Origin of the sequence: Rathayibacter sp. VKM Ac-2927 (genome assembly GCF_022815525.1) — a bacterium.
In the GTDB taxonomy this organism is placed as follows: domain Bacteria; phylum Actinomycetota; class Actinomycetes; order Actinomycetales; family Microbacteriaceae; genus Rathayibacter; species Rathayibacter festucae.
Map to the genome: position 1 here is coordinate 40892 of NZ_JALGRT010000001.1, position 15789 is coordinate 56680.

Here is a 15789-nt window from a genome sequence, read left to right on the forward strand (position 1 = left end):
GGCGCCGCGGCGTACACTCGCAGACTATCGAACACATGTTCGAACGGCCAGTCGAGTCCGGCGGGTCGAGAGGAGCAGGCGGGAGCACCCACGATGGCGGTGATCGAGGAGACGGCGATGGTCGCGACCGACGGCGACGGAGTGCCCGTCGCACTCGAATGGCGCGGCGCCAGCTATCGGGTGAGCGATCGGCCGACGGTCTGGACGCGCACCAGCGACTGGTGGGCGCCGCTCGACGGCTTCCCGCCGACGTTCGGCGGCGTGCCGGTCAGCATCGGCGGCTGGCGCTTCCAGGCGACCGATCTCGAGACGGGCGGAGCGTTCGTGCTCGACGTCGTCGCCTCGACGGATCCGTGCTGGAGCGTGGTGCGGTACTACGAGTGAGGGCGGGCGGGTGCGACCCCGGACCCCGCTACTTGCCGTCGGACCAGGGCGCCTTCGTCATGGCGACCAGAGCCGCGACTCCGGAGACGAGGCCGACACCGGCGATGGCGGCTACGACGAGCCAGAGCACGAGTTCCATAGGGCCAGTCTACCGAGTGCGTCGAGCCCCCGTTCCATCGCCCGGCTCTGCAATAGCGTGAGCGGAATGACCGACTCCCCCACGCGCGCGAGCGTCGGACTGCGCTCCGAGCGCGGTCCGATCCTCCTGGCGCTGATGATCTCGACCGCGCTGGTCGCCCTCGACGCGACCATCCTCTCCACCGCGGTGCCCTCGATCGTCGCGGACCTCGGCGGCTTCGAGCAGTTCCCCTGGCTGTTCTCCATCTACCTGCTCGCCCAGGCGGTCTCCGTCCCGCTCTACGGCAAGCTCTCCGACGTGATCGGCCGGAAGCCCATCATGCTGATCGGGATCGGCCTCTTCCTCGTCGGCTCGCTGCTCTGCGGCCTGGCCTGGAGCATGCCCGCGCTGATCGCCTTCCGCGCCCTGCAGGGCCTCGGCGCCGGGGCGATCCAGCCGATGGGCATCACCATCGCCGGCGACATCTACACGGTCGCCGAGCGGGCGAAGACCCAGGGCTACCTCGCCAGCGTCTGGGGCATCTCCTCGGTCGTCGGCCCCACTCTCGGCGGCGTGCTCTCGGACCTGGGCGCCTGGCGCTGGATCTTCCTGGTCAACATCCCGCTCTGCCTGCTCGCGGCCTTCCTCCTGATCCGCAGCTTCCGCGAGACCACCCGCGGCGAGCGCACCCCGCTCGACCTCGCCGGCGCGTCGGTGCTCGCCGTCGGCACCGCGCTGCTGATCCTCGGCCTGCTCGAGGGCGGCAACGCCTGGCCCTGGCTCTCGCCCGCGGGCGTCGGCGTCTTCGTCGTCGCGGCGCTCGCCTTCGCCGGCTTCGTCGCCATCGAGCGCCGAGCGGTCGCCCCGGTGCTGCCGCTCTGGGTGCTCACGCGGCGGGTGCTGCTCTCGACGAGTCTCGTCTCGGTGACGGTCGGCGCGATCACGCTCGGCGTCACCTCCTACTTCCCGACCTTCGCGCAGGGCGTCCTCGGCAGCTCCGCCCTCGGCGCCGGCTTCGCGGTCGCCGCGATGACGATCGGCTGGCCGGTCGCGGCGAGCCTCTCCGGTAGGCTCTACCTGCGGATCGGCTTCCGCCGCACGGCCTTCCTCGGCGCGGCGCTGGTCACCATCGGCACCGGGCTGACGATCCTCCTCGGCGCCTCGTCGAGCCTCTGGGAGATCGCGGGCTTCTGCGTGCTGATCGGCGCCGGGATGGGTCTGGTCGCGACGCCGACCCTCATCCGCGCGCAGGCGAGCGTCGAGTGGAACGAGCGCGGCGTCGTGTCCTCGACGAACTTCTTCGCCCGCAACATCGGCAGCGCGATCGCCGTCGCGGTGTTCGGCGCGATCGTCAACGCCCAGGCCGGTGGCGGCGATCCGACGCCCGAGGGCCTCGCGGCCGGCACCCGCTTCGTCTGCATCGCGCTGACGGTGCTCGCCGTCGGCATGCTCTTCGCGGTCCGCGCGATGCCGAAGGACGACCCGCGACCGGCCGAGGCTCCGGCCGCGACCCCCGCGGAGTCCTAGCGCGGAGCGCGGCGGGCGGCGGAGAGGGCCCTCAGCCGCTCCACGTGCCGGCGCCGGGTGCGGTGGATCCAGCGCTGCACCGGGTCGCCGAGCCCGGGGTGCCGGCGCAGCGTGTGCAGGGCGCGGTCGAGGCGCCGCACCATGTCGGCCGCGGCGCCGAACGGTCGCGCCGAGATGCCGACCTCCAGGTGGCGGTCGTAGACGATCCGGTGGCGCAGGCCCAAGTGCACGCTGATCTCGACGTCGTCGTGCACGTAGGGGTCGTCGCGGTGCATCTCCCCCGCGATCTCCTGCCAGGCCGAGCGGCGGACGGCGCAGTTCGAGCCGAAGAGCGGCCAGTTGGCCAGCGCGGAGCCCATCAGCACGAAGTACGCGTCCATGTAGACGATCCGGGCGAGGTTCCGCGCGACCGGGCCGAGCTCGACGAACCGGCCGGGGCCGGTCACCGCTCCGACGCCCGGGTCGGCGAAGTGCGCGGCGATCCGCGCGAGCCAGTGCCGGTCGGGCTGAGAGTCGGCGTCCAGCCGGGCGAGCACGTCGCCCTCCGCCTCGTCGAAGCCGTGCGCCGTGCTGGCGGGTATGCCGGTCCCGCCGTGCACGATCACCCGCGCGCCCGCTGCACGGGCGACGTCCGCGCTGTCATCGGTGCTGCCGTCGTCGACGACGACGATCTCGAAGGGGGCGAGGGTCTGCTCGGCCAGGAGGGCGAGCAGCCGCTCGAGGTGCCGGGCGTCGTCCTTGACGGGGACGACGACGGAGATGCGTCGGGAGTCCATCAGGACAGTCAACTCGATCCGGGCCCTCGCCCGGACATCCGCCACGCCCGCGACCGCGGTGACCGGCGTGTCAAGCGTCTGCCGGCCGGCCGACGCCGGTGCTGGGATCGTGATCGAGGAGGCGCGCTGCGCCTCGGAACAGGAGACGACATGACCCAGGGACCCCGCGACTTCCACCCCACCCGCGCCGTCGTCACGGCCTCGGACTCCGGCATCGGCCGAGCCGCCGCCGTCGCCCTCGCCGAGGCCGGCATGGACGTCGGCATCACCTGGCACAGCGACGAGCAGGGCGCCCTGGAGACCGCGGAGGAGGTGCGCTCGCACGGCCGCCGCGCCGAGGTCGCCCACCTCGACGCGACCGAGCTCGATCGGGTCGGCGACGTGATCGACGACCTGGCCCAGCGCCTCGGCGGACTCGACGTCTTCGTCAACAACGCGGGCGGGGGCGGCGGCGAGCCCTTCCTCGAGCAGAGCCTGGACAGCTGGCGCGAGGTCGTCGCGCTGAACCTCGACGGAGCGTTCGTCGGCCTCCAGCGCGCCGCCCGCATCATGGTCGAGCAGGGCTCCGGTGGTCGGCTGATCGGCGTCACGAGCGTGCACGAGCACCAGCCCCGCGTCGGTGCGAGCGCCTACGTCGCCGCCAAGCACGGCCTCGGCGGACTGCTGAAGGTCGCCGCCCTCGAGCTCGGCCGCTACGGCATCACCGCCAACGCGGTGGCGCCCGGCGAGATCGCGACCCCGATGAACGACGCGGAGGACGTGGATCCGCAGGGCATCGACCGCCCGGGCATCCCGCTCGGCCGTCCCGGCGACGCGCGCGAGATCGCGGCCGTGATCGCCCTCCTCGCCTCGCCCGCGGGCGCCTACATCACGGGAGCGTCCTACGCCGTCGACGGCGGCATGCTGCAGATGGGGCCGCAGGCCGGCTCGCACCTGCTGCAGGACGACTGGCGGGACGCCTGACCGGCCGACCATCGCGCCCGCCCGACCGGTATTCTCGAAGAGGTGCTCCGGCGGGCGGGGCGCTCGAACCGAGGGTGCAGGTGACGCGCGTGTGGTTCCGCCGTCGACGCAGGTTCAAGATGGAGCCGTACGACCCGGACGAGAACCCGTCGCGCGAGCCCGTCTCGGTCGAGGAGGCCGCGGAGGAGGGCCTGCTGCTCGCCCAGTACGCGAGCCGCATGGCTGTGAAGAACCGCGTGCTGATGGACGGTCTGGCGGAGGGCGTCCCCTTCGACGTCCGGCACTACTCCGTCATCGCCGCCGCCGAGCTGGAGAAGCTCGCCGACGAGTCCGAGGCGGCGGCCGAGCGCCTGCGCGCCATCGCCGCGGACGCGACCCTGGTCGGCGGCCGCTCCGACCACGTGCACGACTACCGCTCCGCCGACATCGACAACCTCGATCACCGGGAGCGGCTCTCGCTCGCGGTCGCCGACTCCCTGCGCCACCGCGCGCGGGACGAGCAGTACCTGGCCTCGCTCGTCGACGACGCTCGGCAGGACGCCTGGCGCGAGCTGTCGCAGTCGATCGAGGAGACCCTCGACCGCGCGCCGCTGATCGACGCGGACGACGAGGAGTATCAGCGAGACCGCTCGGTGCGGATGGCGCTCCTCGTCGTCGACGACCTGGCGAAGCTCGCCGCCGAGCGCGGAGTCGCACTCGAGGAATAGGGCGCTCTCCCGCGGTCAGCTGGAGACAGAACTCAGCGGTAGTGCTCGATCAGGCCCAGCCGGCCCGGAACGACTCGGTCGCCTCGGATGAGCGCTCGCGCACGGCCTCGAGCAGCTCCACCATCGAGGTGCTCCGCAGGAACGCGAGCCGGTCGAGCTCGGTGACCGGAGCGACACCCGCGAGCTGCCAGGCGTGCGCGGCCGGGTCCTCGGCCAGCTCGACGACGGCGCCGTAGCGCTGCTCGACGAACTCGCTCGCGACCGCCAGCGCCGTCCGCACCGCCGATTCGGCGGAGCGCAGCAGCTCCTCGTGCTCCGGCGCCCACTCCAGCGGCGCGACGGGGCGCACCTCGGCCTTCGGATACGGGTCGTCGTCGTACCAGCGGACGACCTCGAAGCGGTTCTCGCCGACACTGTCGATGGTGACGAACGACTCGGCGCCGTCGATGTTGAGGATGCGCGCGACCGTGCCGATCGGGAAGCGCTGATCGCCGCCCCCGACCTCCTGCCCGCGCTCGATGAGCACGACGCCGAACGAGAGCGTGTCGTCCTCGAGCACGTCGCCGAGCATCCGCAGATACCGCGGCTCGAACAGCCGGAGCGGGAGCGGCATGTGCGGCAGCAGCACGGAGCCGAGCGGGAACATCGGGAGGTCAGGCACGAGAACAGCGAACCACGTCGTGCGGAGACCGGCCACTACGGGCTTCCGGGCGGCGGACGTGCTAGCGCCGACGCGGTCGACGCAGAAGGAACACCATCCGTTAACCAACGGGGAGGAAGATCCGCCCGTGACCGCTGAAGTGAACCTCGACCAGATCGTCTCCGAAGTGTCCGCGCGCCTGCGCACCCGCTTCCCCGACCGCCCCGCCGCCGAGGTGGAGTCGGCCGTCCAGAAGGAGCTCGACTCCCTCGCCGACCGCCCGGTCCAGGACTACCTCTCCGTCCTCACCGAGCGCGCCGCGAAGTCCCGCCTGAAGAAGTCCCGCCCGGACGCCTGACGCCCTCCACTCCGCCCACTCCGCAGAAGTTGTCGCACTCGCCGCCGGAGTACGACGACTTTCGCGCACGCGCGGCGGGACCGACGGCGAGGTCGCGTCGAGTGCGCAGAAGTTGGCGTACTCAGCGCGCGAGTACGACGACTACTGCGGAGTCGAGGCGCGGGCCGGCGGCGCGACGGGGACGGGGACTGAAGTAGGGCGTACGGGACTTGAACCCGTGACCGACGGATTATGAGTCCGCTGCTCTGACCGGCTGAGCTAACGCCCCGCGGCACCCGAGGCGAGCGGGGCGGGCCGTCAGGAGGCGGCTCGGCCTGCCGGAGCGGACGCTGCGTCGGCAGCCGGATCGGCCACCGGCTCCCCACGATACAGGCTCTCGAAAGTGCTGATCGTGCGGTTGATGTCGTGGGCGGCGACGATGCGGAGCGAGCTGCGCTTGAAGGCCTCGAGGCGCTCGGGGTCGGCCGTCAGGACGTCGGTGAGGCCGTCAGCGAGGGCCTGCGCGCTGCCGGGCTCGAAGAGGTGGCCGTTCTCGCCCTCGTGGACGAGGTGCGGGAGGGCCATCGCGTCGGCGGCGACCACGGGCAGGGCCGAGGCCATCGCCTCCATGGTCGCGATGCTCTGCAGCTCGGCGATGGAGGGCATCGCGAAGACGGTCGCCCGGCTGTACGCCTGCTTCAGCTCGGCGTCGGAGACGTAGCCGGTGAAGTGGACGCGGTCGGCGATGCCGAGGGTGGTGGCGAGCTGCTGCAGGTTGCGCATCTGGTCGCCGCCGCCGACGATCTCCAGCTGCGCGTCCAGCGACGGATCGAGCAGCGAGACCGCGCGGAGCAGGACGTCGATGTGCTTCTCGCCGGTGACGCGCCCCACGAAGAGGATGCGGTTGGCGGTGCGCGGAGTGAAGTCGGGCGTGTAGTTGTCGGCGTCGATGCCGCAGGAGATCGCACGCACGCCCTGCAGTCCGGTGTACTTCTCGAGGAACTGCGCGGCCTTGCGGGTCGGCGTCGTGACGGCCTCCGCGCGGCCGAAGGTGCGGCGGGCGGCCCGCCAGGCCATCGCCACGGCCTTCGCCTGGGCGGCCTTGGGCAGCAGCGTGAACTCGAGCATGTTCTCGGGCATGAAGTGGTTGGTGCCGATGATGCGGATGCCGCGCTTGGCCGCCTCCTGGCCGAGGCCGCGGCCGACGATGACGTGGGACTGGAAGTGCACGACGTCGGGCTTCACCTCGTCGAGGATCCGCGCGCTGTTCTGGCGGATGCGCCACGGCATCGCGAAGCGCAGCCAGTCGTGCGGGGGCCACCGGAGGCTGAAGAGGCGGTGCACGATGATCCGCTGGCCCTCGTGGTCCTCGACGCGGGTGCCGCTCCAGCCGTCGGCGGACGGGGCGACGACGTGCACCTCGTGGCCGCGCGCCTGCAGGCCGGCGGCGAGGCGCTCGGCGAACTTGGCGGCTCCGTTGACGTCCGGCGCGAAGGTGTCGCAGCCGATCACGACGGTCAGCGGGCGGCGGGCGGCGTCCACCGGAGCGGAGTCGCCGGTCGACGACTCGGGGCGTGACGCGTCGCGGGGATCTGACACGGAGTGGGTCCTAACGATGTCGTGTCGCTCGAGGGAGTGGAGCGATCGGCGTGGGTTCGGGCGGGTGCACGGCGTCTCGAAGCGGTCCCAGTGTAGGCGCGGAGGGCGCCGGAACCCGGGATTGCGGCGCCTCGCGTCGGGCGGCTCAGCGGGCCTGCGGGTGGTGCTTCGCGAGGAGGAAGACGCCCCAGATGGCGACCACTCCCGCCGCGATGAAGAGCGGGATCGCCCACGGCGCCGCGTACTGCGCCTCGCCGAGGACGATGATGCCGATCGCGACGGCGACCAGCGGGTCGACGACGGTCAGGCCGGCCACGACGAGGTCCGGCGGCCCGGAGGCGTAGGCGTTCTGCACGAAGTAGCCGCCGAGCGCGGTCGCCGCCAGGAGCGCCACGATACAGACGACGGTCAGCGGGTCGAACTCGCCGAACTTGATCCGGTTGAGGACGACCTTGGCGAGGGTGGCGACGAAGCCGTAGACGACGCCGGCGCCGAGGATGTAGAAGATCGCGCGGGCCTTCTTGCGGAAGACGCGGAAGGCGATCACGAAGATGGTCAGCACGACCGCGAGGATCACGAGGATGGTGATCAGTTGCGAGGTCTGGATGGACTTGTCCACCGCGTTGAAGGCTGCGACGAGGACGAACAGTCCCACGCCGCCGACGCAGAGGACGATCGCCCGGATCGAGGACGGGTTCAGCCGCACCTTGCTCACCCGGGCGTTCACGACCGCCGTGATGACGAGCGCGACCGCGCCCAGCGGCTGGACGACGATGAGCGGTGAGAAGCCGAGGCTGGTGAGCTGGAAGACGATCGCGAGCGCGAGCATCAGCGTGCCGATCACCCAGGACGGCCGCGACAGCAGCGCGAAGAGCTGCCCGCCGCTGAGTCCGCTCGAACCGGAGCGCTTCGAGAAGCGCTCCACCTTGACGACTCCGCGGTGCTGGAACTGCGCACCGAGCGAGAGGAAGACCGCCCCGATCAGCGCGATCGGGATGCCGATGAACTGCGCGGGATCGAGGGTGAACTGATCCGCCAATTCAGTGAGATCAGTGGGCATGGGGACGACCCTACCCAGATTCGATCCGCGCATCCTCCGACGCACGGGGGACCTCGGCTAACCAGCGGATGACGATCAGGACGGCCGCCCGCAGGGCCCGCGATACCCTGATCCCCATGGCCGTCCTCCCCATCCGCATCGCCGGCGACCCCGTCCTGCACTCCCCCGCCGCCCCCGTCACCGAGTTCGACGACGCGCTCCGCACGCTCGTCGCGGACATGTTCGAGACGATGGACACGGCGCCCGGCGTCGGCCTGGCCGGACCGCAGGTCGGTGTGCCGCTGCGGCTCTTCGTCTACGACTACGAGGCCGACGACGGCACTCCCCGCCGCGGCGTCGCGATCAACCCCGAGCTCTTCGTCACGCCGACGCCGCTCGGCGAGGCCGACGAGGACACCGAGTCCGAGGGCTGCCTGTCGTTCCCCGGCGAGCGCTTCCCGCTGCGGCGCTCCGAGCGCGCGATCCTGCGCGCGGTCGACCTCGACGGAACGCCGTTCGAGATCGAGGCGGAGGGCTGGTTCGCCCGCGTCTTCCAGCACGAGTTCGACCACCTCGACGGCGTCCTCTACACGGACCGCCTCGAGCACGAGTACGCCAAGCCCGTCGCGAAGATCACCCGCAAGCGCGGCTGGGGCGTGCCCGGCGTCTCCTGGACCCCGGGCCTCGAGCACCTCGAGGACTGAGCGTCCGAGGCACCCCGCCTCCGCTCCGATTCCGGGCCGGCGCTCCCTGGCCTAGGCCAGGTCGACGCCGTGCACGCCGTTGTGGTGGCGCACGGTCGGGAAGGAGGCGGTGACGCTGCGCCCGACGCCCGGCGTGCGCTTCTCGACGACGTCGCCGCCGAAGAGGCCGGCCCGCTCGCGCAGCTCCGAGAGCGCCGGGCTGTCGATCCGGTCGGTCAGCGCATGCAGGTCGGCGTCGACGGCGCTCGCGTCGGACTCGACGCCGGCGTGGCGCTCGCGGTCGTCGTCGACCTCGACGCGGAGGCCCGTGGCGGTCCAGCGGGAGGTGATCCGCAGCTCGGTGCCGGTGCCGCCGGACTCGAGGGCCTCGTCGAAGGCGTACTCGAGCACGCGCATCACGGCGACGTCCGCGCCGTCCTGCAGCGGGAACGGCTCGCCGAAGGTCTCCTCCTGCACGATCAGGCCGCGCTCGCGGGCGCTCTCGATCAGGGCGTCCGTCCCGCCGGTCGCGGGGAGCTCGCGCGGATCGACCGCGGCGACCGTCGCGATGCGGCGCAGCTGGGCGAGCGACGCCTCCGCGGCGCTGACGGCCCGCCCGGCGGAGCGCGAGGCGGCGGCGGGATCGCGGTCGATGGTGAGGCGCACGCTCTCGGCCTCCTCGACCACCTTCGACGCGGCGCGGACGGCGAGCTGCTCGAGCTCGCCGACGATGCGCAGCCGCGCCTCCTGCTCCCGGACCGACAGCTCGAGGGCGACGGCGCGCGCCGTCTCCTCGGCCCGGCTGTCGAGCGCGCGGCGCTCGGCGGCGGCGGAGCGGCGCCACAGGACGATCGCCCCCGCCGCGACGATCAGGGCGAGGACGAGGACGACTTCGAGCACGACGGCCTCCGGGGCATCAGGGAACGGCGCGGGGGGACGCCGGAGAGCGATGGTACCCGGGAGCGGGCGCGAGAGCCGGAGGCGCGGCGGGGGCTTGCGGTCGACTCACCCGACTCGAGTGAGCGCTCAGCCCTCGCGGCGGCTGCGCGCGACGGTGAACTTCGCGCTGCGCTCGATGATCTTGGTCGGCCCGACGGAGCGGCGCAGCTCGGCCGGGTGCGCGAGGTGCGAGTTGAAGACCGTCCACAGCTCGCCGCCGGGGCGGAGGATGCGGCCGGCGGCCGCGATCATCCGGCGCGCGACGAGGTCGGTCACCGCGCCGTCGGAGTGGAACGGCGGGTTGCAGAGCACCACGTCGACCGAGCCGTCGGCGAGCGTGGAGGCGTTGTCGTCGCGGAGCAGCCGGATGCGGTCGCCCAGGCCGTTCGCCTCGGCGGTCAGGCCGGCGGACTCGACGGCCGCGCGGGAGCTGTCGGTGGCGATCACGTCGAGGTCCGGGCGGGCGAGCGCGAGCGACGCGGCGAGCACTCCGGAGCCGCAGCCGAGGTCGACCGCGACTCCCCCGGGCAGCGCGGCCGGGTCGAGCGCGGCGAGCAGCGCCCGGGTGCCGAGGTCGAGCTTGGCGCCGGCGAAGACGCCGGGCAGTGCGACGACCTCGAGCCGGTGCTCGGCCAGACGGCGGCGCTCCGCACCGGCGGCGGGGGGCTGCTCCGCCTTCGCCTCGCTCGCGAGCAGCGCCCGCGACTTCTGCCGGGCGAGGCTGACGTCGATCCGGTCGTAGCGGCGGGCCAGCACCTCGTTCATGCCGAGCGACATGTGCTTGATCCGCCCGGCGCCGATGAGCTGCGCGGCGGGGTTCGCGAGCGCGACCTCGGCCGCGACGGCGGCCAGCGCGTCGAGCGAGCGCGGGAGGCGCAGCAGCACGATCTCGGCGCCCTCGACCGCCTGGGCGATCGAGTCGGCGATCGTGAAGGGCGCGAGCTCGATGCCGGCGGCGCGGACCGCCTCGGCGTTGGCGGCGAGGGCCCGCTCGGCGACGATCGAGTCCTGGGCGGAGGAGACCGCCACGCCGTCGGCGGCGAGGGCCAGCGTCAGCGCGCCGAAGGCGTCGCCGACGACGGCGACCCGGGAGTGCCCCGCGGCGAGGTCGAGGAGGAGGCGGTCGCTCGCGTCGACCGCGACGAGGTCGGGGGCCTCGACGTCGGGCCGGCGGCGGAGGAGGTCGAGGACGTCGTCGCGCATGGGGGCTCCGGTCGGGGTCGTGGCAGGGAGCACGGCGGACCGGTGAGCACGCAGGGAACGAGGCGCGGAGACCGGGCCCGGAGGACCGACTCGAGGGCACGAAAAAGGGCCCAGGAGTGGAGTCCCAGGCCCTTCGCTCCCCGACTTGGACTCGAACCAAGAACCTACCGGTTAACAGCCGATTGCTCTGCCAATTGAGCTATCGAGGATCATCCGCTCACCCGGAGGCGAACAGCGCGTGACTACTTTAGCAAAGTCTGCGCGAACTCCAAATCCTGGATCAGTAGCCGAGCACCGGGTCGACGACGCCGAGCAGTTCGCGACCCGCGGCGAAGGCGGCGACGTTGGCGCGGACCCGCTCGGCGAGCAGCGGCGTCGTCATCTCCGGGGTGTCCGCGGAGTGCGGGGTGATCAGGCAGCGCGGCTCGCTCCACAGCGGGTGCCCGTCGGGCAGCGGCTCCGGGTCGGTGACGTCGAGGGCTGCTCCGGCGAGCCGTCCCTCCGCGAGGGCGGTCACGAGAGCGTCCGTGTCGACGAGACTCCCCCGGGCGACGTTGACCAGCACGGCCTCGGCCGGCAGCCGCCGCAGCAGCTCGGCGTCGACCAGCCGGGCCGTGCCGTCGGTCGCGGCGGCCGCGAGCACGAGCACGTCCGCGTCGGCGACCACGTCGGGCAGCTGCTCCGCGGGGACCGTGCGGTCGGCTCCGGGCAGGGCGGCGTCGGTCCGGCGCACCACGGTGACGTGGGCGTCGAAGACGCTGAGCAGCCGCAGCAGCTCCACGGCGATGCCGCCCGCGCCGACGACGACGACTCGCGCGCGGTGCAGCGTCCTGGCGCGCTTCGCCCCCCAGGAGTCGGCACGCGCGCGCTCGGGCAGCGAGCGCAGCAGCGCGAGGGTCAGCGCGAGAGCGTGCTCGGCGACCGGCTCGGCGTAGGCGCCCTTCGCGCTCGTCCAGCGCAGCCCTCGATGCGCGGTGCTGCGCAGCACGGGCGCGAACACGTCGACGCCCGCCCAGGGCAGCTGTACCCAGCGGAGGCCCGGGTGCTCCGCGAGGACCGCCGCGAGCTCGTCGGTGCGGCCGTAGGAGAGCCAGAGCAGGGAATCCGCGTCCTCGACGCCGACGACGGTGCCGCCGCCGGCCTCGATCGCGTCGGTGAAGGTCTGCTTCGGCCGGGGCAGGACGGCGACGCGCGGCGCGCTCATCCGGCCTCCTCCGCGGGCGCCGTGCGCGCGGCGCGGGTGGCGTCGAAGCGCTCGAACTCGGCGAAGGCGGCGCCGAGCTCGCGGACGTACGGGTGCCGGGAGTCGTTCAGCACCTCGAGCAGCGGGCCGTAGGCGACCACCTCGCCCTCGACCAGCACGGCGATCCGGTCGGTGGCCCGGCTGAGGACGTCGATGTCGTGGCTCACGACGACCGCGGCGAAGCCCTCCTGCCGGCGCAGATCCGTCAGCAGGTCCACGATCGACTCGCGGACGGTCGCGTCGATGCCGGAGGTCGGCTCGTCCGCGATCAGCACCTTCGGGCCGAGGACGAGCGCGCGCGCGATCGCGACGCGCTGCCGCTGACCGCTGGAGAGCTCGTAGGGGAAGCGGTCGAGCAGGAACAGCGGCAGGTGCACGGAGTCGAGCAGCGTCGCCACCCGCACCGCCGCGCTCTTCGGGTCGTAGTGCCGGTCGCGGAGGAAGATCGGCTCGGCGATCAGCTCGGAGACGGTCAGCTCCGGGCGCAGCACCGCGCCGGCGTCCTGCGCGAGGTGCGCGACGTCGAAAGTGAAGCGCTTGACCTCGCGGGCGGGCATCCCGCGGAGTCGGTGGCCGGAGACGGCGGCCTCGCCGCCGATGATCACCGGCCGCGTCCGCGCCCCGGCACCGGCCGGGCCATCGAGACCCTCGCCGCCGAGGACGCGCGCCAGCGTCGACTTTCCGGAGCCGCTGCCGCCGAGGATCCCGAGCACCTCACCCGGCTCGACGCGCAGGCTGACCCCGCGCAGCGCGGTCCAGCGCCCGCTGATGCCGCGCGGCGGGTACTCGACGCTCAGGTCGTCGACGACGATGGGCGCCGAGGCGGCGGCGGCTCGGCTCACGCCTTCCGCTCCGCCTCGACGATGCTGCGCAGGAGCTCGCGGCGCTCGGCCTGCTCCCCCGGGTCCGGCACCGGCAGCGAGGCCAGCAGCCGCTGCGTGTACGGGTGCTTCGGCGCGGACAGCACCTCCTCGCCCGTGCCCTCCTCGACCAGCTCGCCGCGGTAGAGCACGGCGATCCGGTCGGCGAGCAGGTCGACGACGGCGAGGTCGTGACTGATGAAGAGCGAGGCGAAGCCGAACTCGCGCTGCAGCTCCGCGAACAACTCGAGCACGCGCGCCTGCACCGAGACGTCGAGCGCCGAGGTCGGCTCGTCGGCGATCAGCAGCTTCGGCTCGAGGGCGAGCGAGCGCGCGAGGCTCGCGCGCTGGCGCTGGCCGCCGGAGAGCTCGTGCGGGTAGCGGTCGCCGTAGGAGCGCGGCAGCTGCACCGCCTCGAGCAGCTCGTCGACCCGCTTCCGGGCGGCACCGGCGTCGCGGGCTCGCCCGTGCACGATCAGCGGCTCGGCGACGCACTCGGCGATCGTCAGAAGCGGGTTGAAGCTCGACGCCGGGTCCTGGAAGACGAAGCCGATGTCGCCGCGGACGGGGCGGAAGGCGCGCTCGCGGATGCCGCGCATCTCCTTGCCGAGCACCCGCAGCGAGCCGCCGGTGACGGTGGTGAGTCCGGCGATCGCGCGGCCGATGGTCGTCTTGCCCGAGCCGCTCTCGCCGACCAGGCCGAGCACCTCGCCCGCGCGGATGCGGAAGGAGACGCCGTCGACGGCGACGAAGCCGGGGCGGCCGAGGCGGCCCGGGTACTGGATCCGCAGATCCTCGGCGAGGACGAGCGTCTCCGCCTCCGGGGCGCCGGCGCGCTCGATGGCGCGCTCCTTCGCCCGGGCGACGCCCTGGCCCACGTGCGGCACGGCGGCGAGGAGCTTGCGGGTGTACTCGGCTTTCGGTGCGGCGAACAGCTCGGCAACCGGCGCCTCCTCGACCAGCTCGCCCTGGTACATCACCGCGACGCGATCGGCCAGGTCGGCGACGACGCCCATGTTGTGGGTGATCAGGACGATCGAGGTGCCGAAGTCGTCGCGGCAGCGGCGGAGCAGGTCGAGGATCTCCGCCTGCACCGTCACGTCGAGGGCCGTGGTCGGCTCGTCGGCGACGATCAGCCCCGGGTCGAGCACGAGCGCCATCGCGATGACGACGCGCTGCTTCTGGCCTCCGGAGAACTGGTGCGGGTAGTAGTCGACCCGCTTCTCCGGCTCGGGGATGCCGACCGTGCGCAGGACGTCGATGGCGCGCTTCCGCGCGTCCTTGCGCGAGACGGAGGCGTGCGCGCGCAGCCCCTCCGCGATCTGCCAGCCGACGGTGAAGACCGGGTTGAGGGCGGTGCCGGGCTCCTGGAAGACCATCGCGACGTCGGTGCCGCGGAGCTCGCGCAGGCGCGACTTCGGCACCGAGACGACGTCGGTCGACGAGCTGCCGTCCTTCTTCGAGAGCAGGATGACGCCGGACGCCGTCGCCGTCTCGGGCAGCAGCCCGAGGATGGTCTTGGCGGTCACGGTCTTGCCGCTGCCGGACTCGCCGACGATGGCGAGCACCTCGCCGCGCTCGACGCGGAGGCTGACGCCGGCCACCGCGCGAACGGCGCCGCGATCGCTCGCGAAGGCGACCTCGAGGTCCTGGATGTCGACGATCGGGCGGGAGCCCGCGTCGGCGGGACGGCTGTCGGCGGGACGCTGGACGCTCATCGGGTCTTCTCCACTCCGGCGACGGGATAATGTCCCGGCGTCTCCAGGCCGTCCGCGGGGAGCGCACCGCCCGGGACGACGGACGTCGCGGCGACGTCGCCGGAACCGGCGGCCACCGCGCGCCGGCCGCGCAGGCGCGGGTCGGCGAGGTCGTTGAGGCTCTCGCCGACCAGCGTGATGCCGAGCACGACGAGGACGATGGCCAGGCCCGGGAAGACCGAGGTCCACCAGATGCCGCTGGTCACGTCGGACAGCGCCTTGTTGAGGTCGTAGCCCCACTCGGCGGCCGAGGTCGGCTCGATGCCGAAGCCGAGGAAGCCCAGGCCCGCGAGGGTGAGGATCGCCTCGGACGAGTTCAGCGTGAAGATCAGCGGCAGGGTGCGCGTGGCGTTGCGCAGCACGTGCTTGAACATGATCCGCGGGGTCGACGCTCCGATGACCTTCGCCGACTCGACGAAGGCGTCGCCCTTGATCCGGACCGTCTCGGCGCGGATCACCCGGAAGTACTGCGGGATGTAGACGACCGTGATCGAGACCGCGGCGGCGAAGATGCCCGACCAGAGGTTCGACTGCCCGCCGGAGATCACGATCGACATCACGATCGCGAGCAGCAGGGTCGGGAAGGCGTAGATCGCGTCGCAGATCACGACGAGCACGCGGTCGAGCCAGCCGCCGAGGTAGCCCGAGACGAGACCGAGGAAGACGCCGAGGAAGATCGACAGCACGACGGCGACCACGATGACGAGGAACGCCGTCTGGGCGCCCCAGATCACGCGCGAGAGCACGTCGTAGCCGCCGACGGTGGTGCCGAGCAGGTGCTCGGCACTCGGCGGCTGCTGCGCGCCGAACGACTCGGTGCCGGTGCGCAGCTGCGAGTAGCCGTAGGGGGCGATCAGCGGGGCGAGGGCCGCGACGAGGAGGAACGCGCCGGTGATCACGAGACCGGTGACGAGCATCCCGCGCTGCAGGCCTACGCTCTGCCGGAGCTGGTGGACGACCGGCAGCCGGTCGACGAGGCGGCGGCGCGGGCGCGCCGGAGTGGTGGTGCTCATG

Annotated in this window: 16 protein-coding genes and 2 tRNA genes; 6 read left to right on the forward strand and 12 right to left on the reverse strand. The window is 72.8% G+C overall.

Features of this window, described 5'->3' with window-relative positions; translation table 11 throughout:
• Window positions 1-93 precede the first annotated feature (93 nt).
• Both MT353_RS00220 and MT353_RS00225 read left to right on the forward strand, forming a co-directional pair.
• Window positions 94-384, forward strand: a complete 291-nt coding sequence (locus MT353_RS00220; RefSeq protein ID WP_243623281.1) for a hypothetical protein — start codon at window positions 94-96, stop codon at window positions 382-384.
• A gap of 205 nt (window positions 385-589) precedes the next feature.
• The gene (locus MT353_RS00225; RefSeq protein WP_243599067.1) at window positions 590-2029 is read left to right on the forward strand and encodes an MDR family MFS transporter; all 1440 of its coding nucleotides are present in this window, start codon (window positions 590-592) and stop codon (window positions 2027-2029) included.
• Here the strand turns inward: MT353_RS00225 and MT353_RS00230 are convergent.
• Window positions 2026-2805, reverse strand: coding sequence for a glycosyltransferase family 2 protein (locus MT353_RS00230; RefSeq protein WP_123735474.1), 780 nt, complete (start codon window positions 2803-2805; stop codon window positions 2026-2028). The genes MT353_RS00225 and MT353_RS00230 overlap by 4 nt on opposite strands.
• 150 nt (window positions 2806-2955) lie before the next feature.
• Here MT353_RS00230 and MT353_RS00235 point away from each other — a divergent pair, with 150 nt between their 5' ends.
• Together MT353_RS00235 and MT353_RS00240 are read left to right on the forward strand one after the other, a co-directional pair.
• Window positions 2956-3768, forward strand: coding sequence for an SDR family oxidoreductase (locus tag MT353_RS00235; protein ID WP_243623282.1), 813 nt, complete (start codon window positions 2956-2958; stop codon window positions 3766-3768).
• Between the two features lie 119 nt (window positions 3769-3887).
• Entirely contained in the window at window positions 3888-4475 is a 588-nt protein-coding gene (locus tag MT353_RS00240) for a hypothetical protein (RefSeq protein ID WP_243623283.1), read from the forward strand.
• Between the two features lie 49 nt (window positions 4476-4524).
• Here MT353_RS00240 and MT353_RS00245 read toward each other — a convergent pair whose 3' ends face one another.
• On the reverse strand, window positions 4525-5136 hold the full coding sequence (locus tag MT353_RS00245; RefSeq protein WP_243581747.1) for an LON peptidase substrate-binding domain-containing protein: 612 nt from the start codon (window positions 5134-5136) through the stop codon (window positions 4525-4527).
• 127 nt (window positions 5137-5263) lie between these two features.
• On the opposite strand from MT353_RS00245, the gene MT353_RS00250 reads away from it, so the two are divergent.
• Window positions 5264-5473, forward strand: coding sequence for a three-helix bundle dimerization domain-containing protein (locus MT353_RS00250; RefSeq protein WP_132437785.1), 210 nt, complete (start codon window positions 5264-5266; stop codon window positions 5471-5473).
• Between the two features lie 194 nt (window positions 5474-5667).
• On the opposite strand, the gene MT353_RS00255 is transcribed toward MT353_RS00250, so the two are convergent.
• The 3 genes from MT353_RS00255 to MT353_RS00265 all read right to left on the reverse strand — a co-directional run bounded on the left by MT353_RS00255 (window position 5668) and on the right by MT353_RS00265 (window position 8111).
• Window positions 5668-5741: transfer RNA gene (locus MT353_RS00255), tRNA-Ile, on the reverse strand.
• Window positions 5742-5770: 29 nt separating this feature from the next.
• The gene (locus MT353_RS00260; RefSeq protein ID WP_243623754.1) at window positions 5771-6994 is read right to left on the reverse strand and encodes a glycosyltransferase; all 1224 of its coding nucleotides are present in this window, start codon (window positions 6992-6994) and stop codon (window positions 5771-5773) included.
• Between the two features lie 202 nt (window positions 6995-7196).
• Window positions 7197-8111 (reverse strand): DMT family transporter, encoded by a 915-nt coding sequence (locus tag MT353_RS00265; RefSeq protein WP_243623284.1) that lies wholly within the window; start codon window positions 8109-8111, stop codon window positions 7197-7199.
• 116 nt (window positions 8112-8227) lie between these two features.
• On the opposite strand from MT353_RS00265, the gene def reads away from it, so the two are divergent.
• On the forward strand, window positions 8228-8794 hold the full coding sequence (def, locus tag MT353_RS00270; protein ID WP_243623285.1) for a peptide deformylase: 567 nt from the start codon (window positions 8228-8230) through the stop codon (window positions 8792-8794).
• A gap of 51 nt (window positions 8795-8845) precedes the next feature.
• On the opposite strand, the gene MT353_RS00275 is transcribed toward def, so the two are convergent.
• The 7 genes from MT353_RS00275 to MT353_RS00305 form a co-directional block, all read right to left on the reverse strand.
• Entirely contained in the window at window positions 8846-9673 is an 828-nt protein-coding gene (locus MT353_RS00275) for a hypothetical protein (protein ID WP_243623286.1), read from the reverse strand.
• Window positions 9674-9799: 126 nt separating this feature from the next.
• On the reverse strand, window positions 9800-10915 hold the full coding sequence (locus MT353_RS00280) for a class I SAM-dependent methyltransferase (RefSeq protein WP_243623287.1): 1116 nt from the start codon (window positions 10913-10915) through the stop codon (window positions 9800-9802).
• A gap of 136 nt (window positions 10916-11051) precedes the next feature.
• Window positions 11052-11124 (reverse strand) — tRNA-Asn (locus MT353_RS00285).
• 71 nt (window positions 11125-11195) lie between these two features.
• Window positions 11196-12119 carry a D-isomer specific 2-hydroxyacid dehydrogenase family protein gene (locus MT353_RS00290; RefSeq protein ID WP_243623288.1) on the reverse strand — a complete coding sequence of 308 codons (924 nt, stop codon included), beginning with the start codon at window positions 12117-12119 and terminating at the stop codon, window positions 11196-11198.
• A complete protein-coding gene (locus MT353_RS00295) occupies window positions 12116-13000 on the reverse strand; it encodes an ATP-binding cassette domain-containing protein (RefSeq protein ID WP_243623289.1) in 885 nt (294 codons plus the stop codon). Before MT353_RS00295 ends, MT353_RS00290 begins: the two co-directional genes overlap by 4 nt.
• On the reverse strand, window positions 12997-14736 hold the full coding sequence (locus MT353_RS00300; RefSeq protein WP_123735468.1) for an ABC transporter ATP-binding protein: 1740 nt from the start codon (window positions 14734-14736) through the stop codon (window positions 12997-12999). Before MT353_RS00300 ends, MT353_RS00295 begins: the two co-directional genes overlap by 4 nt.
• Window positions 14733-15788 (reverse strand): ABC transporter permease, encoded by a 1056-nt coding sequence (locus MT353_RS00305; RefSeq protein ID WP_243623290.1) that lies wholly within the window; start codon window positions 15786-15788, stop codon window positions 14733-14735. Before MT353_RS00305 ends, MT353_RS00300 begins: the two co-directional genes overlap by 4 nt.
• Window position 15789 lies beyond the last annotated feature (1 nt).

What these genes read in the sequence shown, in the direction of transcription:
- MT353_RS00220 (WP_243623281.1), top strand. Translation starts at nt 94, where the DNA reads ATGGCGGTGATCGAGGAGACGGCGATGGTCGCGACCGACGGCGACGGA.
- MT353_RS00225 (WP_243599067.1), top strand. Translation starts at nt 590, where the DNA reads ATGACCGACTCCCCCACGCGCGCGAGCGTCGGACTGCGCTCCGAGCGC.
- MT353_RS00230 (WP_123735474.1), bottom strand. Translation starts at nt 2,805, where the DNA reads ATGGACTCCCGACGCATCTCCGTCGTCGTCCCCGTCAAGGACGACGCC.
- MT353_RS00235 (WP_243623282.1), top strand. Translation starts at nt 2,956, where the DNA reads ATGACCCAGGGACCCCGCGACTTCCACCCCACCCGCGCCGTCGTCACG.
- MT353_RS00240 (WP_243623283.1), top strand. Translation starts at nt 3,888, where the DNA reads ATGGAGCCGTACGACCCGGACGAGAACCCGTCGCGCGAGCCCGTCTCG.
- MT353_RS00265 (WP_243623284.1), bottom strand. Translation starts at nt 8,111, where the DNA reads ATGCCCACTGATCTCACTGAATTGGCGGATCAGTTCACCCTCGATCCC.
- def (WP_243623285.1), top strand. Translation starts at nt 8,228, where the DNA reads ATGGCCGTCCTCCCCATCCGCATCGCCGGCGACCCCGTCCTGCACTCC.
- MT353_RS00280 (WP_243623287.1), bottom strand. Translation starts at nt 10,915, where the DNA reads ATGCGCGACGACGTCCTCGACCTCCTCCGCCGCCGGCCCGACGTCGAG.
- MT353_RS00290 (WP_243623288.1), bottom strand. Translation starts at nt 12,119, where the DNA reads ATGAGCGCGCCGCGCGTCGCCGTCCTGCCCCGGCCGAAGCAGACCTTC.
- MT353_RS00300 (WP_123735468.1), bottom strand. Translation starts at nt 14,736, where the DNA reads ATGAGCGTCCAGCGTCCCGCCGACAGCCGTCCCGCCGACGCGGGCTCC.
- MT353_RS00305 (WP_243623290.1), bottom strand. Translation starts at nt 15,788, where the DNA reads ATGAGCACCACCACTCCGGCGCGCCCGCGCCGCCGCCTCGTCGACCGG.